This window comes from Frigoribacterium sp. VKM Ac-2530, from assembly GCF_015350835.1.
GTDB lineage: Bacteria > Actinomycetota > Actinomycetes > Actinomycetales > Microbacteriaceae > Frigoribacterium.
Genome location: NZ_JADKSE010000001.1, coordinates 782,860 through 798,180 on the forward strand (window position 1 = coordinate 782,860; position 15,321 = coordinate 798,180).

The window sequence follows — 15,321 nt, forward strand, 5'->3', positions numbered from 1 at the left end:
CGCCGCTCGCCTCCGACTGGGGCGCCGTCACCGACGACCAGGTGCTCATCAAGTCGGGTGGCCGCGCCTGGACAGTGGCCCTCGCCGACGTCGCCGTGGCCATCGCCTCCAACGGCGAGGTGGTGCTCGTCATGCGCGACGGCCGTCGCCTCCGCGTCGAAGCCGACGGCTGGCTCCGCGGCGCGTCGTTCGTGAGCGCGGTCGAGGCCGCGATGATGCGCATCGCCCCCGAGCGCCTGCGTCGCGTCCCCACGCCCGCCGAGGAACAGGAGCGACCAGGGGCCTGAGGGGCTCCGCTCAGTCCTGCTCGCCCAGCGCCTGCTCGAGCCGCTCGACCTTGCCGTCGAGCTCGCCCGTGCGGCCGGGGCGGATGTCGGCCTTGAGCACCAGCGAGACGCGCGTGCCGTACCGGCCCACCGCCTCCGTCGCTCGCTTGACGACGTCCATGACCTCGTCCCACTCGCCCTCGATCTCGGTGAACATCGAGGAGGTGCGGTTCGGCAGCCCGGACGCGCGCACGACCGCGACGGCCGCGGCCACCGCCTCGTGCACGGAGTCGCCGTGCGCCTCCGGGTCGAGCGATCCGGCGGACGGGCCGCCGCTGGGAGACACGGAGAAGGCGACGATCATGCGGTCATCCTCGCACCGTCGCCGCCGGGACGGCACCCTGCGCCCTTGCCCCTGCCCCTGCCCCGTAATTTGAGAGGGTTCCGGACGTCCGAGGCCAGTTCTGCCCGTCCGCGTGCCCAGCGAGAGGGGATCTGTCTCCCTCTGCGGCAACTGCGGTCGCGTCAGCCGGGTCCGCTGGTCGGGAAATGCCGACCTGCGACTCTCCTATACGTGGATATCCGGGTGCGGCGACGCACCCTCAGCCCGATCTGTCGGGTTCTGCTGCTTCCTGGGTGCGTCAGCTGAGTTCTCGGCCGGCGGAGACGAGTCGACACGCGCAGAAGTCCCCGCCCGCCACAGCTGCACCAGCGCGACGACGAGAAGCACGACCTCGGCGGCGTTGCGGACGGTGATCAGCACGAGCATCCACGGTTCGACGCCGAGCAGGGCCTGGTACTCCCACGGGTAGATCACCTGCGTCAGCGCGGCGATCCCCACGGCCAGGGCGGCGGGCACAGCGGCCGACGACCCTCCGCGCCGCGCGAGCACGAGCCCGAGCACGACGGGCGGCGCGAGCCACGCCACGAACTGCGGCGAGCCGACCTTGTTCGTGACGATGAGGGCCGTGACGAAGGCCAGAGACAGGGGCGCGAGCAAGTGCACGGCCGACGCGCCCCGCCGCACGGCGCGCAGCCCCAGCAGCAGGACGAGCAGCACGACGAGCGCCATCAGCACGGTCGTGAGGCGAGCCGCGGTGCCCACCCCGTCGCCCTCCACCTGGTAGGTGAGGATGTCGTGGTCGTAGTAGACGAACGCGCCCGGCATCCCGGCGGCGGCCCGCCAGAGCCACGCGGTGGCGGTGGGCGACTCGACCTGCAGCCCGCGGCCGGCCTGCTCCCCCACGAAGCCGAGCACGGTGGCCCCGCTGCCGAGCACGAGCGAGATCGCGACCACGGTGACGGTCGTCGCGACGGCGCCCACGACGACGTCGCGCCGGGCACGACCCCGCAGGGCGACGACCGCGGCGACGACGAGGGCGGCCGGCCACACCTTGACCCAGGCGGCGACCGTCAACAGCACCGAGGCCGCCAGCGGCCGGGAGGCCAGCAGCAGCAGCCCGACGATCGCGAACGGCACGGTGACCGCGTCGATGCGCCCGACGGCGATCGGCCCGAGCGCGAGCAGGAACAGCAGCCACCACCAGGCGGCCCCGACGTGGCCGCGCGAGCGAGTCCCGCGACGCAGCCCGCCGGTCAGCACCGCGAACGCCCCCGCGTCCAGCAGCAGCACGATCGTCAGCCACGCCTGCCCGTACTGGGCGTCGCCGCCGACGCGGGCGAGCAGCATCGGCACGGCGGCGAGCAGCGGGTAGACCCACGGCCGGTCCACGCCCACCCAGTCGCCGCCTCCCACGCCCTGCTGCATCCAGGTGCGGTAGACGCTCCACACGTCGCCCATCGGCTGGTTCGGCCCGGTGAGCGCCGCGTGGCCGACGACGAGGTGCACGAGCACGAACGCCGACCAGAGCACGGCGGGGTGGGCCGCGACGCGTGCCGGCAGGCGGCGGGAGGCGCCGTCCGCGCCGGGTGCACGAGGAGGCGCGGCGACGGTCATGCGGGCAAGGCTAGCCGTCCGGCGTCACACGAGGCCTCGGTGCCGCCGCCCGGGACCGCGGACGGATATCCTGCCCCTCATGCCCCGCACCCGTCTCCGTCTCGCGGCCGCCGCCGTCTCCGTCGTCGCCGCCGTCGCCTCCTTGTCGGCCTGCGCCCCCACGTCCGGCTCCGGCGGGTCCGGCGACGGCCTCGTCACCGAGGGGAAGCTCACCATCGCGACCGGCGAGCCGGCCTACAGCCCGTGGGTCGAGGACGACGACCCGACCACCGGCGAGGGCTTCGAGGCCGCGCTCGCGTACGCCGTGGCCGACCAGCTCGGCTACGCGAAGGAGGACGTCGTCTGGGTGCGCTCCACCTTCGACGAGGCGATCGCTCCCGGGCCGAAGACCTTCGACCTGAACCTGCAGCAGTTCTCGATGACCGAGCAGCGCGCGAAGGCCGTCGACTTCTCGCCCCCGTACTACGAGACGCGCCAGGCGGTCGTCACCCTGCCGGGCAGCGCGGCCGCGGGCACCACCAGCATCGCCGACCTCGCCGGGCTCGACATCGGCGCGCAGAGCGGCACGACCAGCTTCACCGCGGCGGAGAAGGTCATCGACCCCGACAGCGGGGTCCAGGCCTACAACTCGAACGACGACGCCAAGGCGGCGCTCGAGGCGGGCCAGGTCGACGCGATCGTCCTCGACGTGCCCACCGCGACCTACTTCGTCGAGGGCGGCGTGGTGCTCGGCCAGCTCCCGGCGGAGGACGGCGCCAGCGACGAGCTGAGCATCGTCCTGCCGTTCGGCAGCGCGCTCTCGGAGGACGTCGCCGACGCCGTCACCACCCTGCAGACCGACGGCACCCTCGACGAGCTGAAGCAGCAGTGGCTGGCCGACTACGACGTGACGGAGCTCTCGTAGCCCGCACCGCGCTCGCGGTCGACGCCCACCCCGTCAGCGACCTCGAGCTCGGCCGTCGCGCTTTCCGGCGCCGGCAGTCGGGGCGCTCCGTCGCGATCGCCGCCGTGAGCACGATCGCCTTCGCGGCCCTGGCCTGGTGGGCCGTCACGAGCACGCCCGGCTGGGACAGGGTGCGCTTCAGCTTCTTCGACGGCCCCACCCTCGTCGCGGCCTGGCCGCGGGTGCTGGAGGGGCTCTGGCTGAACGTGCGGGTGCTCGTCGTGGCGCTGATCGGCGTCGCCGTGCTCTCGACCCTGCTCTCGGCCCTCCGCACGCTGCGCGGCCCCGTCTTCTTCCCGGTGCGCGCCCTGGTGCGCGGCTACACGGACCTGTTCCGCGGCCTGCCGCTCATCATCGTGCTCTACCTCGTCGGCTTCGGGGTGCCCGGGCTCGGCCTCGGCATCCCCCGCCTGCCTGCCGAGGTCTGGGGCACGGTCGCGCTCGTGCTCACCTACTCGGCCTACGTCAGCGAGGTCATCCGCGCCGGGCTCGACGCCGTGCACCCGTCCCAACGGCTGGCCGCCCGCTCGCTAGGCCTCAGCCACGCCGCGACGCTGCGGCTGGTCGTGTTCCCCCAGGCGATCCGCAAGGTCACGCCGGCCCTGATGAACGACGTCGTGTCGATGCAGAAGGACGTCGGGCTCATCTCCGTGCTCGGCGCCGTCGACGCCGTGCGCGCCGCCCAGATCGAGACCGCGACGGCGGCCAATTTCACGCCCTACGTGCTCGCCGGCCTCCTCTTCGTGATGCTGGCCCTGCCGACCGTCTGGCTGACCGACTGGCTGTCGGCCCGCCTCCGTCGGCGCGAACAGGCCGGGAGCGTCGTGTGAGCGGGCAGGACCAGAGCAAGGGCCACGGCCAGGCCGGCCTGACCGCGGGAGGCGCGGCGCAGTCCGCCGAGGTCGTCCTGCGCCTCGAGGGCGTCCGCAAGTCGTTCGGCGGCACCACCGTGCTCGACGGCATCGACCTCGACGTGGCGCGCGACGAGGTCGTCGCCCTCATCGGCGCGAGCGGCTCGGGCAAGTCGACGCTGCTGCGCACGGTGAACCTGCTCGAGCAGGTCGACGACGGGCGCATCGTGCTCGGCGGCGAGGACATCACCGACCCGCGGGTGCGGGTCGACGCCGTCCGTGCCCGCATCGGCGTCGTGTTCCAGCACTACAACCTGTTCCCGCACCTCACGGTCCTCGACAACGTCTCGCTGGCCAGCCGCCACGTGCTGCGGCGCCCCCGGGCCGAGGCCGAGGCGCGGGCCCTCGAGCTGCTCGAGCGCGTCGGGCTCGGCGACAAGGCCCGCGCCTACCCCGACCGCCTGTCGGGCGGCCAGCAGCAGCGCGTCGCGATCGCGCGGGCCCTTGCCCCGAGGCCTGCCGTGCTGCTGCTCGACGAGGTGACGAGCGCCCTCGACCCCGAGCTCGTGGGCGAGGTGCTCGACCTCGTCCGCACGCTCAAGGAGGTGGGGACCACCATCCTGATGGCGACCCACGAGATGGCGTTCGCCCGCGACGTCGCGGACCGGGTGGTGTTCCTCGACGCCGGCCGCATCGCCGAGCAGGGCCCCCCGGCCCAGCTGTTCGGGTCGCCGCGCACCGAGCGGGCGAGGGAGTTCCTCGCCCGCGTCTCGGGCTGAGGCGCCGGCGCCCCTCCTGGGGACCGCCGGCGCCCCGCGTCCGCCCTCAGCGGCGTCGGCGCTTGCTGTACACGTCGAACGCGACGGCGAGCAGCAGCACGAGCCCCTTGATGACCTGCTGCCACGCGGCGTCCACCGAGAGGATCGACAGGCCCTGGTTGAGCACGCCCATCACGAGGCCGCCGATCACGGCCCCGACGACGGTGCCGATGCCGCCCTGCACCGCGGCGCCGCCGATGAACACGGCCGCGATCGCGTCGAGCTCGAAGCTCTGCCCCGCCGACGCCACGGCGCTGCCGGCGCGAGCCGTGCTGACGACGCCGGCGAGCCCGGCGAGCAGCCCCATGTTGACGAAGATGCCGAAGGTGACCCACTTCGTCTTGACGCCCGACATCATCGCCGCGTAGAGGTTGCCGCCCATCGCGTACACGTGCCGGCCGAAGACGGTGCGCGTCAGCAGGAACGAGTAGAGCAGCACCAGCGTCGCCAGGATGATCAGGATGATCGGCGTCCCGCGGTTGTAGGCCAGCAGGTAGCAGAGGTACATGATCGCGGCGACGGCGATGGCGATCTTCAACACGAACGAGACCGCCCGCTCGCGCGGCAGCTCGAGGCGGCGCAGGTTCGCCCGGGCCCGCAGCTGCTGGGCGACGAGGCCCGCCGAGGCGAGCAGGCCGATGCCGAGCGTGAAGAGGTCGGGCTGGCCGGTCGTCGGCAGCGTGCCCGAGCCGATCGAGTTGAACGCCCGCGGCAGCCCGCTGATGGTGCCGCCGGTGAGCAGCACGAGGGCCACGCCGCGGAACACCAGCATGCCGGCGAGCGTGACGATGAACGCCGGGATGCCGACGAAGGCGATCCAGAAGCCCTGCCACGCCCCGATCAGCGCGCCGACGAGCAGCGACAGCGCGACGGCCACGCCCCAGGGCAGCCCCCAGTCGTTCATGGCCAGCGCGGCGACCGCGCCCACCGTGGCGACCACCGAGCCGACCGAGAGGTCGATGTGCCCCGCGATGATCACGATGACCATGCCGATCGCGAGGATCAGCACGTAGGCGTTCTGCTGGATCAGGTTGCTGACGTTGCCGGGGTAGAGCAGCCGGCCCTCGGTCAGCACCTGGAACAGCAGCACGATGACGAGCAGGGCGGCGAGGATGCCGTACTGCCGCATGTCGATCCGCAGGCGGCGCTTGGAGCCCGGCATCGGCCCGGACGCAGGAGGCGGTGCGGACGGACGAGGAGGTGCGGTGGTGGTCACGAGGCTTCTGCTCCTAGGTTCCTGGTCGCGGTCATGTGGCGCATCAGCTCTTCCTGGCTGGCGTCGGCGCGCGAGAGCTCGGCCGTGAGCCGCCCCTCCGCGATGGTGTAGATGCGGTCCGAGAGGCCGATCAGCTCGGGCAGTTCGCTCGAGATGACGACGACCGCCTTCCCCTGGGCGGCCATCTCGGCGATGATCCCGTAGATCTCGTACTTCGCCCCGACGTCGATGCCCCGGGTGGGCTCGTCGAGGATCAGCACGTCCGGGCCCGAGTAGATCCACTTGCTGAGGACGACCTTCTGCTGGTTGCCGCCGGAGAGGTTGCCCACGACCGACGAGACCGACGGGGTCTTGATGTTCATCTGCCGGCGGTAGTCGTCCGCCACGGCGTACTCGCGGTTGCGGTCGATGACGCCGAGCCGGGCGAGCTTGCCGAGCGCGGCCGCCGAGACGTTGACCGTGATGCTCCCGATCAAGTTCAGGCCGTAGCGCTTCCTGTCCTCGGTGACGTAGGCGATGCCGTTCTTGATCGCCTCGCCGACGGTGCGGGTCTGGATCTCCACGCCGTCCTTGTAGACGCGGCCCGAGATGTCGCTGCCGTACGAGCGCCCGAAGAGGCTCATCGCGAGCTCGGTGCGCCCGGCCCCCATCAGGCCCGCGAAGCCGACGATCTCGCCGGCCCGCACGGTGAAGGAGGCGTCGTCGACGACCACGCGGTCGGCGTCGACCGGGTGGTGCACGGTCCAGTTCTCGACGCGCAGCTTCTCGGCGCCGATGTCGGGCACCCGCGGCGGGAACTGGCTGTCGAGCGGCCGGCCGACCATGGCGCGGATGATGCGCGTCTCGATCTCCGGGGTGTCCTCGACCGCGAACGCCTCGATCGTCTTCCCGTCCCGGATGACCGTGACCGTGTCGGCGATGGCCCGGATCTCGCCGAGCTTGTGGCTGATGATGATCGCCGTGATGCCCTGCTCGCGCAGCTGGTCGATCAGGCCCAGCAGGTGCGCGGAGTCGTCGTCGTTGAGCGCCGCCGTGGGCTCGTCCAGGATCAGCAGCTTCACCTCCTTCGAGAGCGCCTTCGCGATCTCGACGAGCTGCTGCTTGCCGACGCCGAGCTCGAGCACCTTGGTGACCGGGCTCTCGGCGAGGCCGACCCGCTGCAGCAGGGCCGCCGCCTCCAGGTTGGTGCGGTTCCAGTCGATGACGCCGCCGCGCTGCACCTCGTTGCCGAGGAAGATGTTCTCGGCGATCGAGAGGAACGGGCTGAGCGCGAGCTCCTGGTGGATGATCACCACGCCGTCGCGCTCGCTGTCGTTGATCGACGAGTAGCGGACGGGCCGGCCGTCGAGCTCGATCACGCCGCCGAAGCTGCCGTGCGGGTACACGCCCGACAGCACCTTCATCAGCGTGGACTTGCCCGCGCCGTTCTCGCCGCAGATCGCGTGCACCTCGCCGCGCCGCACGCTGACGGAGACCCCGTCGAGCGCGCGCACGCCGCTGAACTCCTTGACGATGTCGGTCATCTGGAGGATGACGTCGTCCATGTGGTCCTCGTTCCGTTCAGGGGTGAGGGAGCCGGCGGCGGCCCGTGGGGACCGCCGCCGGCTGCCGGGTGGTGGGGTCAGAGACCCACGTCGCCGGCGTCGACGAAGCCGGAGTCGACGAGGACGGACTGCACGTCGTCCTTCGTGACGACCACCGGGTCGAGCAGGTACGCCGGGACGACCTTGACGCCGTTGTCGTACGTCTCGGTGTCGTTCGTCTCGGGGTCCTCGCCCGCGACGATCGAGGCGATCATCGCCTGCACCTGGGTGCCGAGCTCACGCGTGTCCTTCCAGACCGTCATCGACTGCTGGTCGGCGAGGATCGCCTTGACGTTCGCGACGTCCGCGTCCTGGCCGGTGATGATCGGCCAGTCCGTGCCGGCCTGGTAGCCGGCCGCGTCGAGGCTGGCCTCGATGCCGAGCGCGAGGCTGTCGTTCGGCGAGAGGACGACGTCGACCTTGTCGCCGCCCGTGTAGAACGACTGGAGGCGGTTGTCCATCTCGGCCTGGGCGTCGTCCGAGCCCCAGCCGAGGATGCCGATGGCCTTCCAGCCGTCGTCGTCGGCCGGTGCCTTGCCGCTCGGCACGGTCAGCACGCCGCTCTCGACGTAGGGCTGCAGGACGTCCCACGCGCCGGCGAAGAAGAAGCCGGCGTTGTTGTCGTCGGGGCTGCCCGCGAAGGGCTCCATCGTGAACGGGCCCTTCTCGCCGTCGGCGAGGCCGAGCTGGTCCTCGATGTACTGGCCCTGCAGCTGGCCGACCTTGTAGTTGTCGAAGGTCGCGTAGTAGTCGACCGCCTCCGTGCCGTTGATGAGGCGGTCGTAGGCGATGACGGTGACGTCCTGCGAGGCCGCGTCCTCGAGCACGGGGCCGAGGGTCTGCCCGTCGATCGCGGCGACGACGAGGATCTTCGCGCCTCCCGCGACCTGGTTCTGGATCTGGCTGATCTGCTGGTCGGTCTTGTTGTCGGCGTACTGCAGGTCGACGGTGCAGTCGTCGCCCTCGAGCTTCTCCTTGAGGCCCTCGCCGTCGTTGATCCAGCGCTCGAGGCTGCGCGTCGGCATGCTGATGCCGACGTTGCAGTCGGTGCCGGCGGCGTCGTCCCCGCCGCCGGAGGAGCCGCCCGAGGAGCCGGCGGGTGCGCAGGCCGCGAGTCCGGCCACGAGGCCGAGCGTCAGGGCCGCCACGGAGAGCGTGCGTGCTGTGGTCATGGTGCGGATCCTTCCGATGGGATCTGCCCGGGCGACGGGTCGCGGCTCCCTCCGGGTGCGTGGGGAGCGTCGTGGCCGTGGTTCGTCGTCGAACCGGTCCAGATCGAGCTGTACTTCGCTGTAGTGCTCGAGGCCGACGAGGGTGCGTCGGCTATTTGTTGGCTCTCGGAACATATAGCCGGGAGGAGGCGCGCGCCAGAGCGAGGAGGCGTCGTTACCGAATCGAGATGAACGATTCTCGCGTTCGCCGCGGTCAGCGCCCGTTGCCGTGCCTGCACCTTCCCAGCGCCGTCCTAGGGTGACGCGTCATCATCCTGGGCAGGCGCCTCCTCCGTGCCGACCAGCCCGAGCAGCACCCGAGCCGACCCCAGGAGACACACCATGAAGAAGAAGACCGGAATCGTCCTCGGAGTCGCGGCGGTCGTGGTCGTGGGCCTCGGCGTGACCGCCGCGGTCGCCGGCCCTGCCTTCTACCGCGACGTGATCGTGGGCGAGCCCGACGCCGCCCCCACCGTCTCGGTGACCCCGGGCGCGACGACCATCGACACGAGCGACCTCAGCGGCGCCTGGACCGTGGGCGACGGCAGCACCGCGGGCTACCGGGTCGACGAGGTGCTGAACGGCACCGACGTCACGGTCGTCGGGACGACCGACAAGGTCACCGGCACCGTCACGGTCGAGGGCGACTCGGTCACGGCCGCCACGATCGACGTCGACGTCGCGAGCATCGCGACCGACAGCGGCAACCGCGACGGCTACTTCCGCGACGACGCCATGGAGGCCTCGACCTACCCGACCGCGACCTTCGTGCTGACCCAGCCCATCGACGCCGGCGTCCCCGCCGACGGCGACGTCGAGACCGTCGAGGCGACGGGCGACCTCACGATGCACGGCGTCACGCAGAGCGTCACCGTCTCGCTGCAGGCCGCTCTCTCGGGCGACGGGGTCCAGATCAGCGGCTCGGTGCCGGTGACCTTCAGCGACTACGGCGTCGAGGCGCCGAGCTTCGGCTTCGTCCAGGTCGAGGACTCGGGCACCGTCGAGTTCCTCGTGTCTGCGACCCCCGCCTCCTAGGCGCGCAGCGATGTGACGCTGCCGGGGCATCTCGCTGCGCCGGACTCCCCCGGAGCGTCGTCTCGATCAGCGCAGCAGCGCGGCGATCGTCGCCGGCAGCGCGTCCACGAGGCCGAGGACCGTGAGCGGGCCTCCGGCGCTCGCCCGCTCGGCGGCCAGGCCGTGCACGACCGCGGCGGTGGCCGCGAGACGGGCGAGGGCGTCCTCCTGGGCGAGCGCCTCGTCCGAGTGGGTGGCGACGAGCGCGCCGAGCACGCCGCCGAGCGCGTCGCCGGCACCCGCCGTGGCGAGCCAGGTCGGCGCGCTCTCGGCCACCAGCCGGGTGCCGCCGGGCGAGGCGACGTGCGTGCGGTGGCCCTTCACCAGGACGGTGCAGCCCCACTCCCCCGCCGCGCGCGCCGCGGCCTCGGCCGGGTCGGCGGCGACCTCGTCGACCGACCGGCCCGAGGCCCGCGCCAGCTCGCGGAAGTGCGGCGTCAGCACCACCGGCCCTGTCGCCCGCTCGCGCAGCGCAAGCGCACCCGCGTCGAGCACGAGGGGCAGCCCCGAGGAGGCGGCCGTCTCGAACCCCTCCGCGGTCTCGTCGTCGAGGTGATCGGGGTCCACCCCGGAGCCGAGCAGCCAGGCCTGCACCCGGCCGGGGCTCGTCACGGCCTCCGGTCGTCGGTGCAGCACGAAGTCCGAGGCGCGCGCCGGGCCGAGGTAGCGGAGCATGCCGACGCCGGTGTGCAGCGCGGCCTCCACGCCGAGGACCGCGGCCCCCGGGTACGCGGTCGAGCCGGTCACGACGCCGAGCACGCCGCGGCTGTACTTGTCGTCGTCGACCGCCGGGACGGCGATCCAGGCACCAGCGTCGGCGGGCGTCCAGGCGGTGAGGCGGGAGTCGGCGGGGCGCGAGTCGGCGGGGCGGGAGTCGGTGGTCACGCCCCGACGCTAGTCGGGCTCGCGGCGCCGGCGTCCGGAGGCCCGCCTGGCGCCGCCGATACGGTGGGACGATGAGCATCTCGATCCCCGGCCGCACCGTCGTCTTCGACTACGGCGAGGTGATCTCCCGCTTCCCCGACGACGCCTCGCGTCGGCGCATCGAGGAACTCGCCGGGGTCGAGCCCGCCGCCCTCTGGGCCAGCTACGGCACGCACCGCCACGCCCTCGACCACGGGCGGCTCACCGCCACGGCCTACTGGCGTGCCGTCGAGGCCGACACCGGCGCCGACTGGTCGCGCACGCGCGTGCACGAGCTCTGGGCGGCCGACTTCCCGTCGTGGTTCGTGCCTGAGCCCGGCACCCTCGACGTGATCGCCGACCTGGCGGACGGCGGCACCCGCCTGGCGATCCTCTCGAACGCCGGCCAGGACTTCGCCTCCCCCTTCCGCCACTCGCCCCTCGGCGACCTGTTCGAGCAGGTGTTCGTCAGCGCCGAGCTGGACGACCTCAAGCCGTCGGCCTCGATCTTCCGGCACGTGCTCGACGAGCTCGGAACAACCGCCGCCGACACGGTGTTCATCGACAACAGGTCCGACAACGTCGAGGCCGCCCAGGCGCTCGGCATCACCGGGCACCTCTTCACCGGCCCCGGGCCGCTCCGACAGTTCGTCGAGGGGCTCGCGGGCCTCCCCACCGAAAGGCGATGACCGCTCTCGTGACCCAGACGGACGCTGCACCCTCCCCCACCTCCGCACCCGACGCCTCCCCCGTCGGCCTCTTCGACGCCGTCACGCTGCGCGGTCAGACGTTCCGCAACCGGCTCTGGGTCGCGCCCATGTGCCAGTACTCGGCCGAGGAGCAGGACGGCGTCGCCACCGACTGGCACCTCGTGCACCTCGGCTCGCTGGCCCGAGGAGGCGCGGGCGCCGTGATCTCGGAGGCCGCGTCGGTCACCCCCGACGGCCGCATCTCGCCGCAGGACCTCGGCATCTGGAACGACGACCAGGTGGAGGCCCTGAAGCCGATCACCGCGTTCGTCCGCTCGCAGGGCTCGGTGCCCGGCATCCAGCTCGCGCACGCCGGGCGCAAGGCGTCGACGTTCCGCCCCTGGAGCGAGACCCAGGGCTCCGTCCCCGAGGCCGAGGGCGGCTGGCCGACCGTCGCGCCCTCCGCGGTCGCCTTCGAGGGCTACGCCGCGCCGCGCGAGCTGACCCGCGACGAGGTCGTCGGGCTCGTGGAGGCGTTCCGCGCGGCCGCCCGCCGCTCGGTCGAGGCCGGCTTCGGGCTGATCGAGCTGCACGCGGCCCACGGCTACCTGCTGCACCAGTTCCTCTCGCCGCTGAGCAACGAGCGCACCGACGAGTACGGGGGCTCCCTCGAGAACCGGGCGCGCCTCCTCGTCGACGTCGTCCGCGCCGTGCGGGCCGAGGTCGGCGACGAGCTGCCGCTGCTCGTCCGCTTCTCGGCCACGGACTGGGCCGAGGGCGGCTGGGACGAGCACGAGACGGCCACCGTCGCCGCCTGGTCGCGCGACGCGGGCGCCGACCTGTTCGACATCTCGACCGGCGGGCTCGTCGCCGGGGTGACCATCCCGGTGGGCCTCGGCTACCAGGTGCCGTTCGCGCAGCACGTGCGCGAGACCGCCGAGGTCGAGACCGGGGCCGTCGGCCTCATCGTGTCGGCCCGCCAGGCGCAGGCCGTCGTGGCCGAGGGCCGGGCCGACGTCGTGCTGATGGCCCGCGAGTTCCTCCGCGACCCGCACTTCCCGCTGCGCGCCGCGGCCGAGCTGGGCGTCGAGCTCGACTACTGGCCCGAGCAGTACCTCCGGGCGCCGTTCCGCGCCGCGTAGCCCCGCGGACGACGACGGCCGCGCTGCCCCTAGGGGTCGGCGCGGCCGTCGTTCGTCCAGGACTCAGGACCGCCTGGTCGCGTCCTGCACCTCGCCGATCAGCTCCTCCAGGATGTCCTCGAGGAACAGCACGCCCTGGGTGTCGCCCCGCTCGTCGAACGACCGGGCGACGTGCACGCCGCTCCGGCGCATCGTCGCGAGGGCGTCCTCGAGGTCGGTGCCCTGGTAGATCGAGATCAGCTGGCGGATGCGCTTCGGCGGCACCGGGTCGCCGAACTCGTCCTCGTCGAGGTCGATGACGTCCTTGAGGTGCAGGTACCCCGTCGGGTCGCCGCCGTCGTCGACCAGCACGTAGCGCGAGAAGCCGTTCTGCGCGACGGCGCGCTCCACGTCGCCCGGGGTGGCGTCCTCGGGCAGGGTGACGAGGCCCGACATCGGCACGGCCACGTCGTCGACCGTCTTCTCGGTGAACTCGAACGCCGCCTGGAGCGTGCCGCTGCCGTCGCGGAGGGTGCCCTCGCGCTGCGACTGCGCCACGATCGTGGCCACCTCGTCGACCGTGTAGGCGCTGGCGGCCTCGTCCTTCGGCTCGACGCGGAACGCCCGCAGGACGGCGTTCGCCGACCAGTTGAGCGACACCACGACGACGTGCAGGAGGCGCGCCACGGCCACGAGGGGCGGCGCGAGCAGCAGCGCGGCCTTGTCCGGCAGCGAGAACGAGATGTTCTTCGGCACCATCTCGCCGAGCACGACGTGGAGGAACGACACCAGCAGCAGCGTGATGACGAACCCGACGACGCTCACCAGCTGCTCGCTGAGCCCGGTCAGGCCGAGCGGGCCCTCGAGGAGGTGGTGGATGGAGGGCTCGGAGACGTTCAGGATGAGCAGCGAGCAGATCGTGATGCCGAGCTGGGTCGTCGCCAGCATCATCGTCGCGTGCTCCATGGCCCAGAGGGTGGTCTTGGCCGCCCTGCTGCCGGCCTCGGCCTTGGGCTCGATCTGCGACCGGCGCGCCGAGATGACGGCGAACTCCGCCGCCACGAAGAACGCGTTGCCCATCAGCAGCAGCACGAGCCAGACGATGCCCCACCAGTCGCTCATCGGGCCGACTCCTTCTGGCGGGCGTCGACGTCGCGCATCGAGGCCGGTGCATCCGACCTGCCCGCCCGCTCGGACCGGCTCGCGCGCTCGGCACGGCCTTCGCGCACGGGCTGCTCGACGACCTCGTCCTCGGGCGTCGGCGTGAACCTGATCCGGTCGATGCGCCGCCCGTCGAGCCGCTCGACGCGGAACGTGCCCGCCTCGGACTCGACGACGTCGCCGACGACGGGCAGGCGTCCGAGCTCGCTCATCACCCAGCCGCCGACGGTCTCCCACGGGCCGTCCTCCGGCACCGAGACCGACGCGCGCTCGAGCAGCTCGTCGGGGCGCAGCAGCCCCGGGAACGTCAGCCAGTTGCGCGAGCGCACGACGTCGACGCGGCTGCGGTCGTGCTCGTCCGACACCTCGCCGACGAGCTCCTCGATGAGGTCCTCGAGGGTGACGACGCCGGCCGTGCCGCCGTACTCGTCGACGACGACGGCCATCTGGTAGCCGCGGCCGCGGACCTCGCCGAGCAGGTTGTCGAGCGTCATGGTCTCGGGGACGCGCACGGCGTCGGTGAGCAGCGCCGAGACGGGCACGTCGGCGCGCTTCTCGCGCGGGACGGACACGGCCTGCTTGACGTGGACCAGGCCGACCACGTCGTCGATGCCGTCGTCGGTGACCGGGAACCGCGACAGGCCCGTGCGCCGGGCCAGCTGCAGCACGGTCTCGGCCGAGTCGGTGCGCGTGACGGTCGAGAGGCGCGGCCGCGGCGTCATGACGTCGGAGGCCGTGTGGTCGCTGAACGCGAGGGTGCGCGCCAGCAGGGTCGCCGTGTCGAGGTCGAGGCTGCCCTCGAACGCCGAGCGGCGCACGAGCGACGAGAGCTCCTCGGCGGTGCGCGCGCCCGACAGCTCTTCCTTCGGCTCGATCCCGACACCGCGCAGGATCGCGTTCGCCGTGTTGTTGAGCAGGGCGACGGCGGGGCGGAACACCGTCGTGAAGCCGACCTGGAACGGGATGACGAGCTTCGCCGTCCGCAGTGGCAACGCCAGCGCGAAGTTCTTGGGCACGAGCTCGCCGACGATCATCGAGAGCAGGGTCGCCACGACGATCGCGACGACCGGCCCCGCGACCGTGACCACGGGCTCGGGCAGACCGACCCCGAGGAGGGGCGGCGCGAGCAGCCGGGAGATCGCCGGCTCCATCGTGTAGCCGGTCAGCAGCGTCGTCAGCGTGATGCCGAGCTGCGCGCTGGAGAGGTGCGTCGACGTGATGCGGAGAGCGCCGATGGTCGGCGCGAGCCCCTTCTCGCCCTTGGCCTGACGGGCCTCCAGGTCGGAGCGGTCGAGGTTGACCAACGAGAACTCGCTGGCGACGAAGAGGCCGGTGCCGATCGTGAGGACGATGCCGATCGCGAGCAGGATCCACTCGTTCACGACGACGGAGCACCGCCCTCGGTCACGGGATGGTGGGAGGGTGCAGCGGGCTGAGACGGAGGGTCATCCATAGAGAGGGAATCTTAGCCTCTGGACGCCCCGTCCGTCACCGCTCGACCCCATCTCGTCACCAGCAGCTGTGGAGC

The 15,321-nt window shown here is 72.4% G+C and carries 15 protein-coding genes; 7 read left to right on the plus strand and 8 right to left on the minus strand.

Translation table 11 applies throughout. From position 1 onward, the window contains the following. The first annotated feature begins 41 nt into the window (after nucleotides 1–41). Nucleotides 42–287 carry a hypothetical protein gene (locus ITJ48_RS03580; RefSeq protein ID WP_194612428.1) on the plus strand — a complete coding sequence of 82 codons (246 nt, stop codon included), beginning with the start codon at nucleotides 42–44 and terminating at the stop codon, nucleotides 285–287. A gap of 10 nt (nucleotides 288–297) precedes the next feature. Here ITJ48_RS03580 and ITJ48_RS03585 read toward each other — a convergent pair whose 3' ends face one another. After that, nucleotides 298–630 carry a thiamine-binding protein gene (locus tag ITJ48_RS03585; RefSeq protein ID WP_194612429.1) on the minus strand — a complete coding sequence of 111 codons (333 nt, stop codon included), beginning with the start codon at nucleotides 628–630 and terminating at the stop codon, nucleotides 298–300. 204 nt (nucleotides 631–834) lie between these two features. Beyond that, nucleotides 835–2,223 carry a glycosyltransferase 87 family protein gene (locus ITJ48_RS03590; protein ID WP_194612430.1) on the minus strand — a complete coding sequence of 463 codons (1,389 nt, stop codon included), beginning with the start codon at nucleotides 2,221–2,223 and terminating at the stop codon, nucleotides 835–837. A gap of 79 nt (nucleotides 2,224–2,302) precedes the next feature. Here ITJ48_RS03590 and ITJ48_RS03595 point away from each other — a divergent pair, with 79 nt between their 5' ends. From ITJ48_RS03595 to ITJ48_RS03605, 3 genes are all read left to right on the plus strand, one after another. Beyond that, nucleotides 2,303–3,127 (plus strand): ABC transporter substrate-binding protein, encoded by an 825-nt coding sequence (locus ITJ48_RS03595; protein ID WP_194612431.1) that lies wholly within the window; start codon nucleotides 2,303–2,305, stop codon nucleotides 3,125–3,127. Between the two features lie 104 nt (nucleotides 3,128–3,231). After that, complete coding sequence (locus ITJ48_RS03600) at nucleotides 3,232–3,996, plus strand: amino acid ABC transporter permease (RefSeq protein ID WP_370544762.1); 765 nt, start codon at nucleotides 3,232–3,234, stop codon at nucleotides 3,994–3,996. A gap of 38 nt (nucleotides 3,997–4,034) precedes the next feature. After that, a complete protein-coding gene (locus ITJ48_RS03605; RefSeq protein WP_123547266.1) occupies nucleotides 4,035–4,796 on the plus strand; it encodes an amino acid ABC transporter ATP-binding protein in 762 nt (253 codons plus the stop codon). Between the two features lie 46 nt (nucleotides 4,797–4,842). On the opposite strand, the gene mmsB is transcribed toward ITJ48_RS03605, so the two are convergent. From mmsB to chvE, 3 genes are all read right to left on the minus strand, one after another. Further along, entirely contained in the window at nucleotides 4,843–5,997 is a 1,155-nt protein-coding gene (gene mmsB, locus ITJ48_RS03610; RefSeq protein WP_123546390.1) for a multiple monosaccharide ABC transporter permease, read from the minus strand. Nucleotides 5,998–6,047: 50 nt separating this feature from the next. Next, nucleotides 6,048–7,595, minus strand: a complete 1,548-nt coding sequence (gene mmsA, locus ITJ48_RS03615; protein ID WP_194612433.1) for a multiple monosaccharide ABC transporter ATP-binding protein — start codon at nucleotides 7,593–7,595, stop codon at nucleotides 6,048–6,050. Nucleotides 7,596–7,672: 77 nt separating this feature from the next. After that, a complete protein-coding gene (gene chvE / locus ITJ48_RS03620; protein ID WP_123546392.1) occupies nucleotides 7,673–8,806 on the minus strand; it encodes a multiple monosaccharide ABC transporter substrate-binding protein in 1,134 nt (377 codons plus the stop codon). Between the two features lie 381 nt (nucleotides 8,807–9,187). Between chvE and ITJ48_RS03625 the strand changes: the two genes are divergently transcribed. Further along, a complete protein-coding gene (locus ITJ48_RS03625; protein WP_194612434.1) occupies nucleotides 9,188–9,880 on the plus strand; it encodes a YceI family protein in 693 nt (230 codons plus the stop codon). Between the two features lie 66 nt (nucleotides 9,881–9,946). On the opposite strand, the gene ITJ48_RS03630 is transcribed toward ITJ48_RS03625, so the two are convergent. Beyond that, nucleotides 9,947–10,804 carry an ADP/ATP-dependent (S)-NAD(P)H-hydrate dehydratase gene (locus ITJ48_RS03630; RefSeq protein WP_194612435.1) on the minus strand — a complete coding sequence of 286 codons (858 nt, stop codon included), beginning with the start codon at nucleotides 10,802–10,804 and terminating at the stop codon, nucleotides 9,947–9,949. 71 nt (nucleotides 10,805–10,875) lie between these two features. Between ITJ48_RS03630 and ITJ48_RS03635 the strand changes: the two genes are divergently transcribed. Together ITJ48_RS03635 and ITJ48_RS03640 are read left to right on the plus strand one after the other, a co-directional pair. Continuing rightward, nucleotides 10,876–11,511, plus strand: coding sequence for an HAD family phosphatase (locus ITJ48_RS03635; protein WP_194612436.1), 636 nt, complete (start codon nucleotides 10,876–10,878; stop codon nucleotides 11,509–11,511). Continuing rightward, on the plus strand, nucleotides 11,508–12,653 hold the full coding sequence (locus ITJ48_RS03640) for an NADH:flavin oxidoreductase/NADH oxidase (protein ID WP_194612437.1): 1,146 nt from the start codon (nucleotides 11,508–11,510) through the stop codon (nucleotides 12,651–12,653). Before ITJ48_RS03635 ends, ITJ48_RS03640 begins: the two co-directional genes overlap by 4 nt. Nucleotides 12,654–12,716: 63 nt before the next feature. Here ITJ48_RS03640 and ITJ48_RS03645 read toward each other — a convergent pair whose 3' ends face one another. Both ITJ48_RS03645 and ITJ48_RS03650 read right to left on the minus strand, forming a co-directional pair. Beyond that, nucleotides 12,717–13,754 carry a hemolysin family protein gene (locus ITJ48_RS03645; protein WP_192169210.1) on the minus strand — a complete coding sequence of 346 codons (1,038 nt, stop codon included), beginning with the start codon at nucleotides 13,752–13,754 and terminating at the stop codon, nucleotides 12,717–12,719. Continuing rightward, nucleotides 13,751–15,175 carry a hemolysin family protein gene (locus ITJ48_RS03650; protein ID WP_194612438.1) on the minus strand — a complete coding sequence of 475 codons (1,425 nt, stop codon included), beginning with the start codon at nucleotides 15,173–15,175 and terminating at the stop codon, nucleotides 13,751–13,753. The genes ITJ48_RS03645 and ITJ48_RS03650 overlap by 4 nt, the downstream gene beginning before the upstream one ends. Nucleotides 15,176–15,321: the final 146 nt, after the last annotated feature.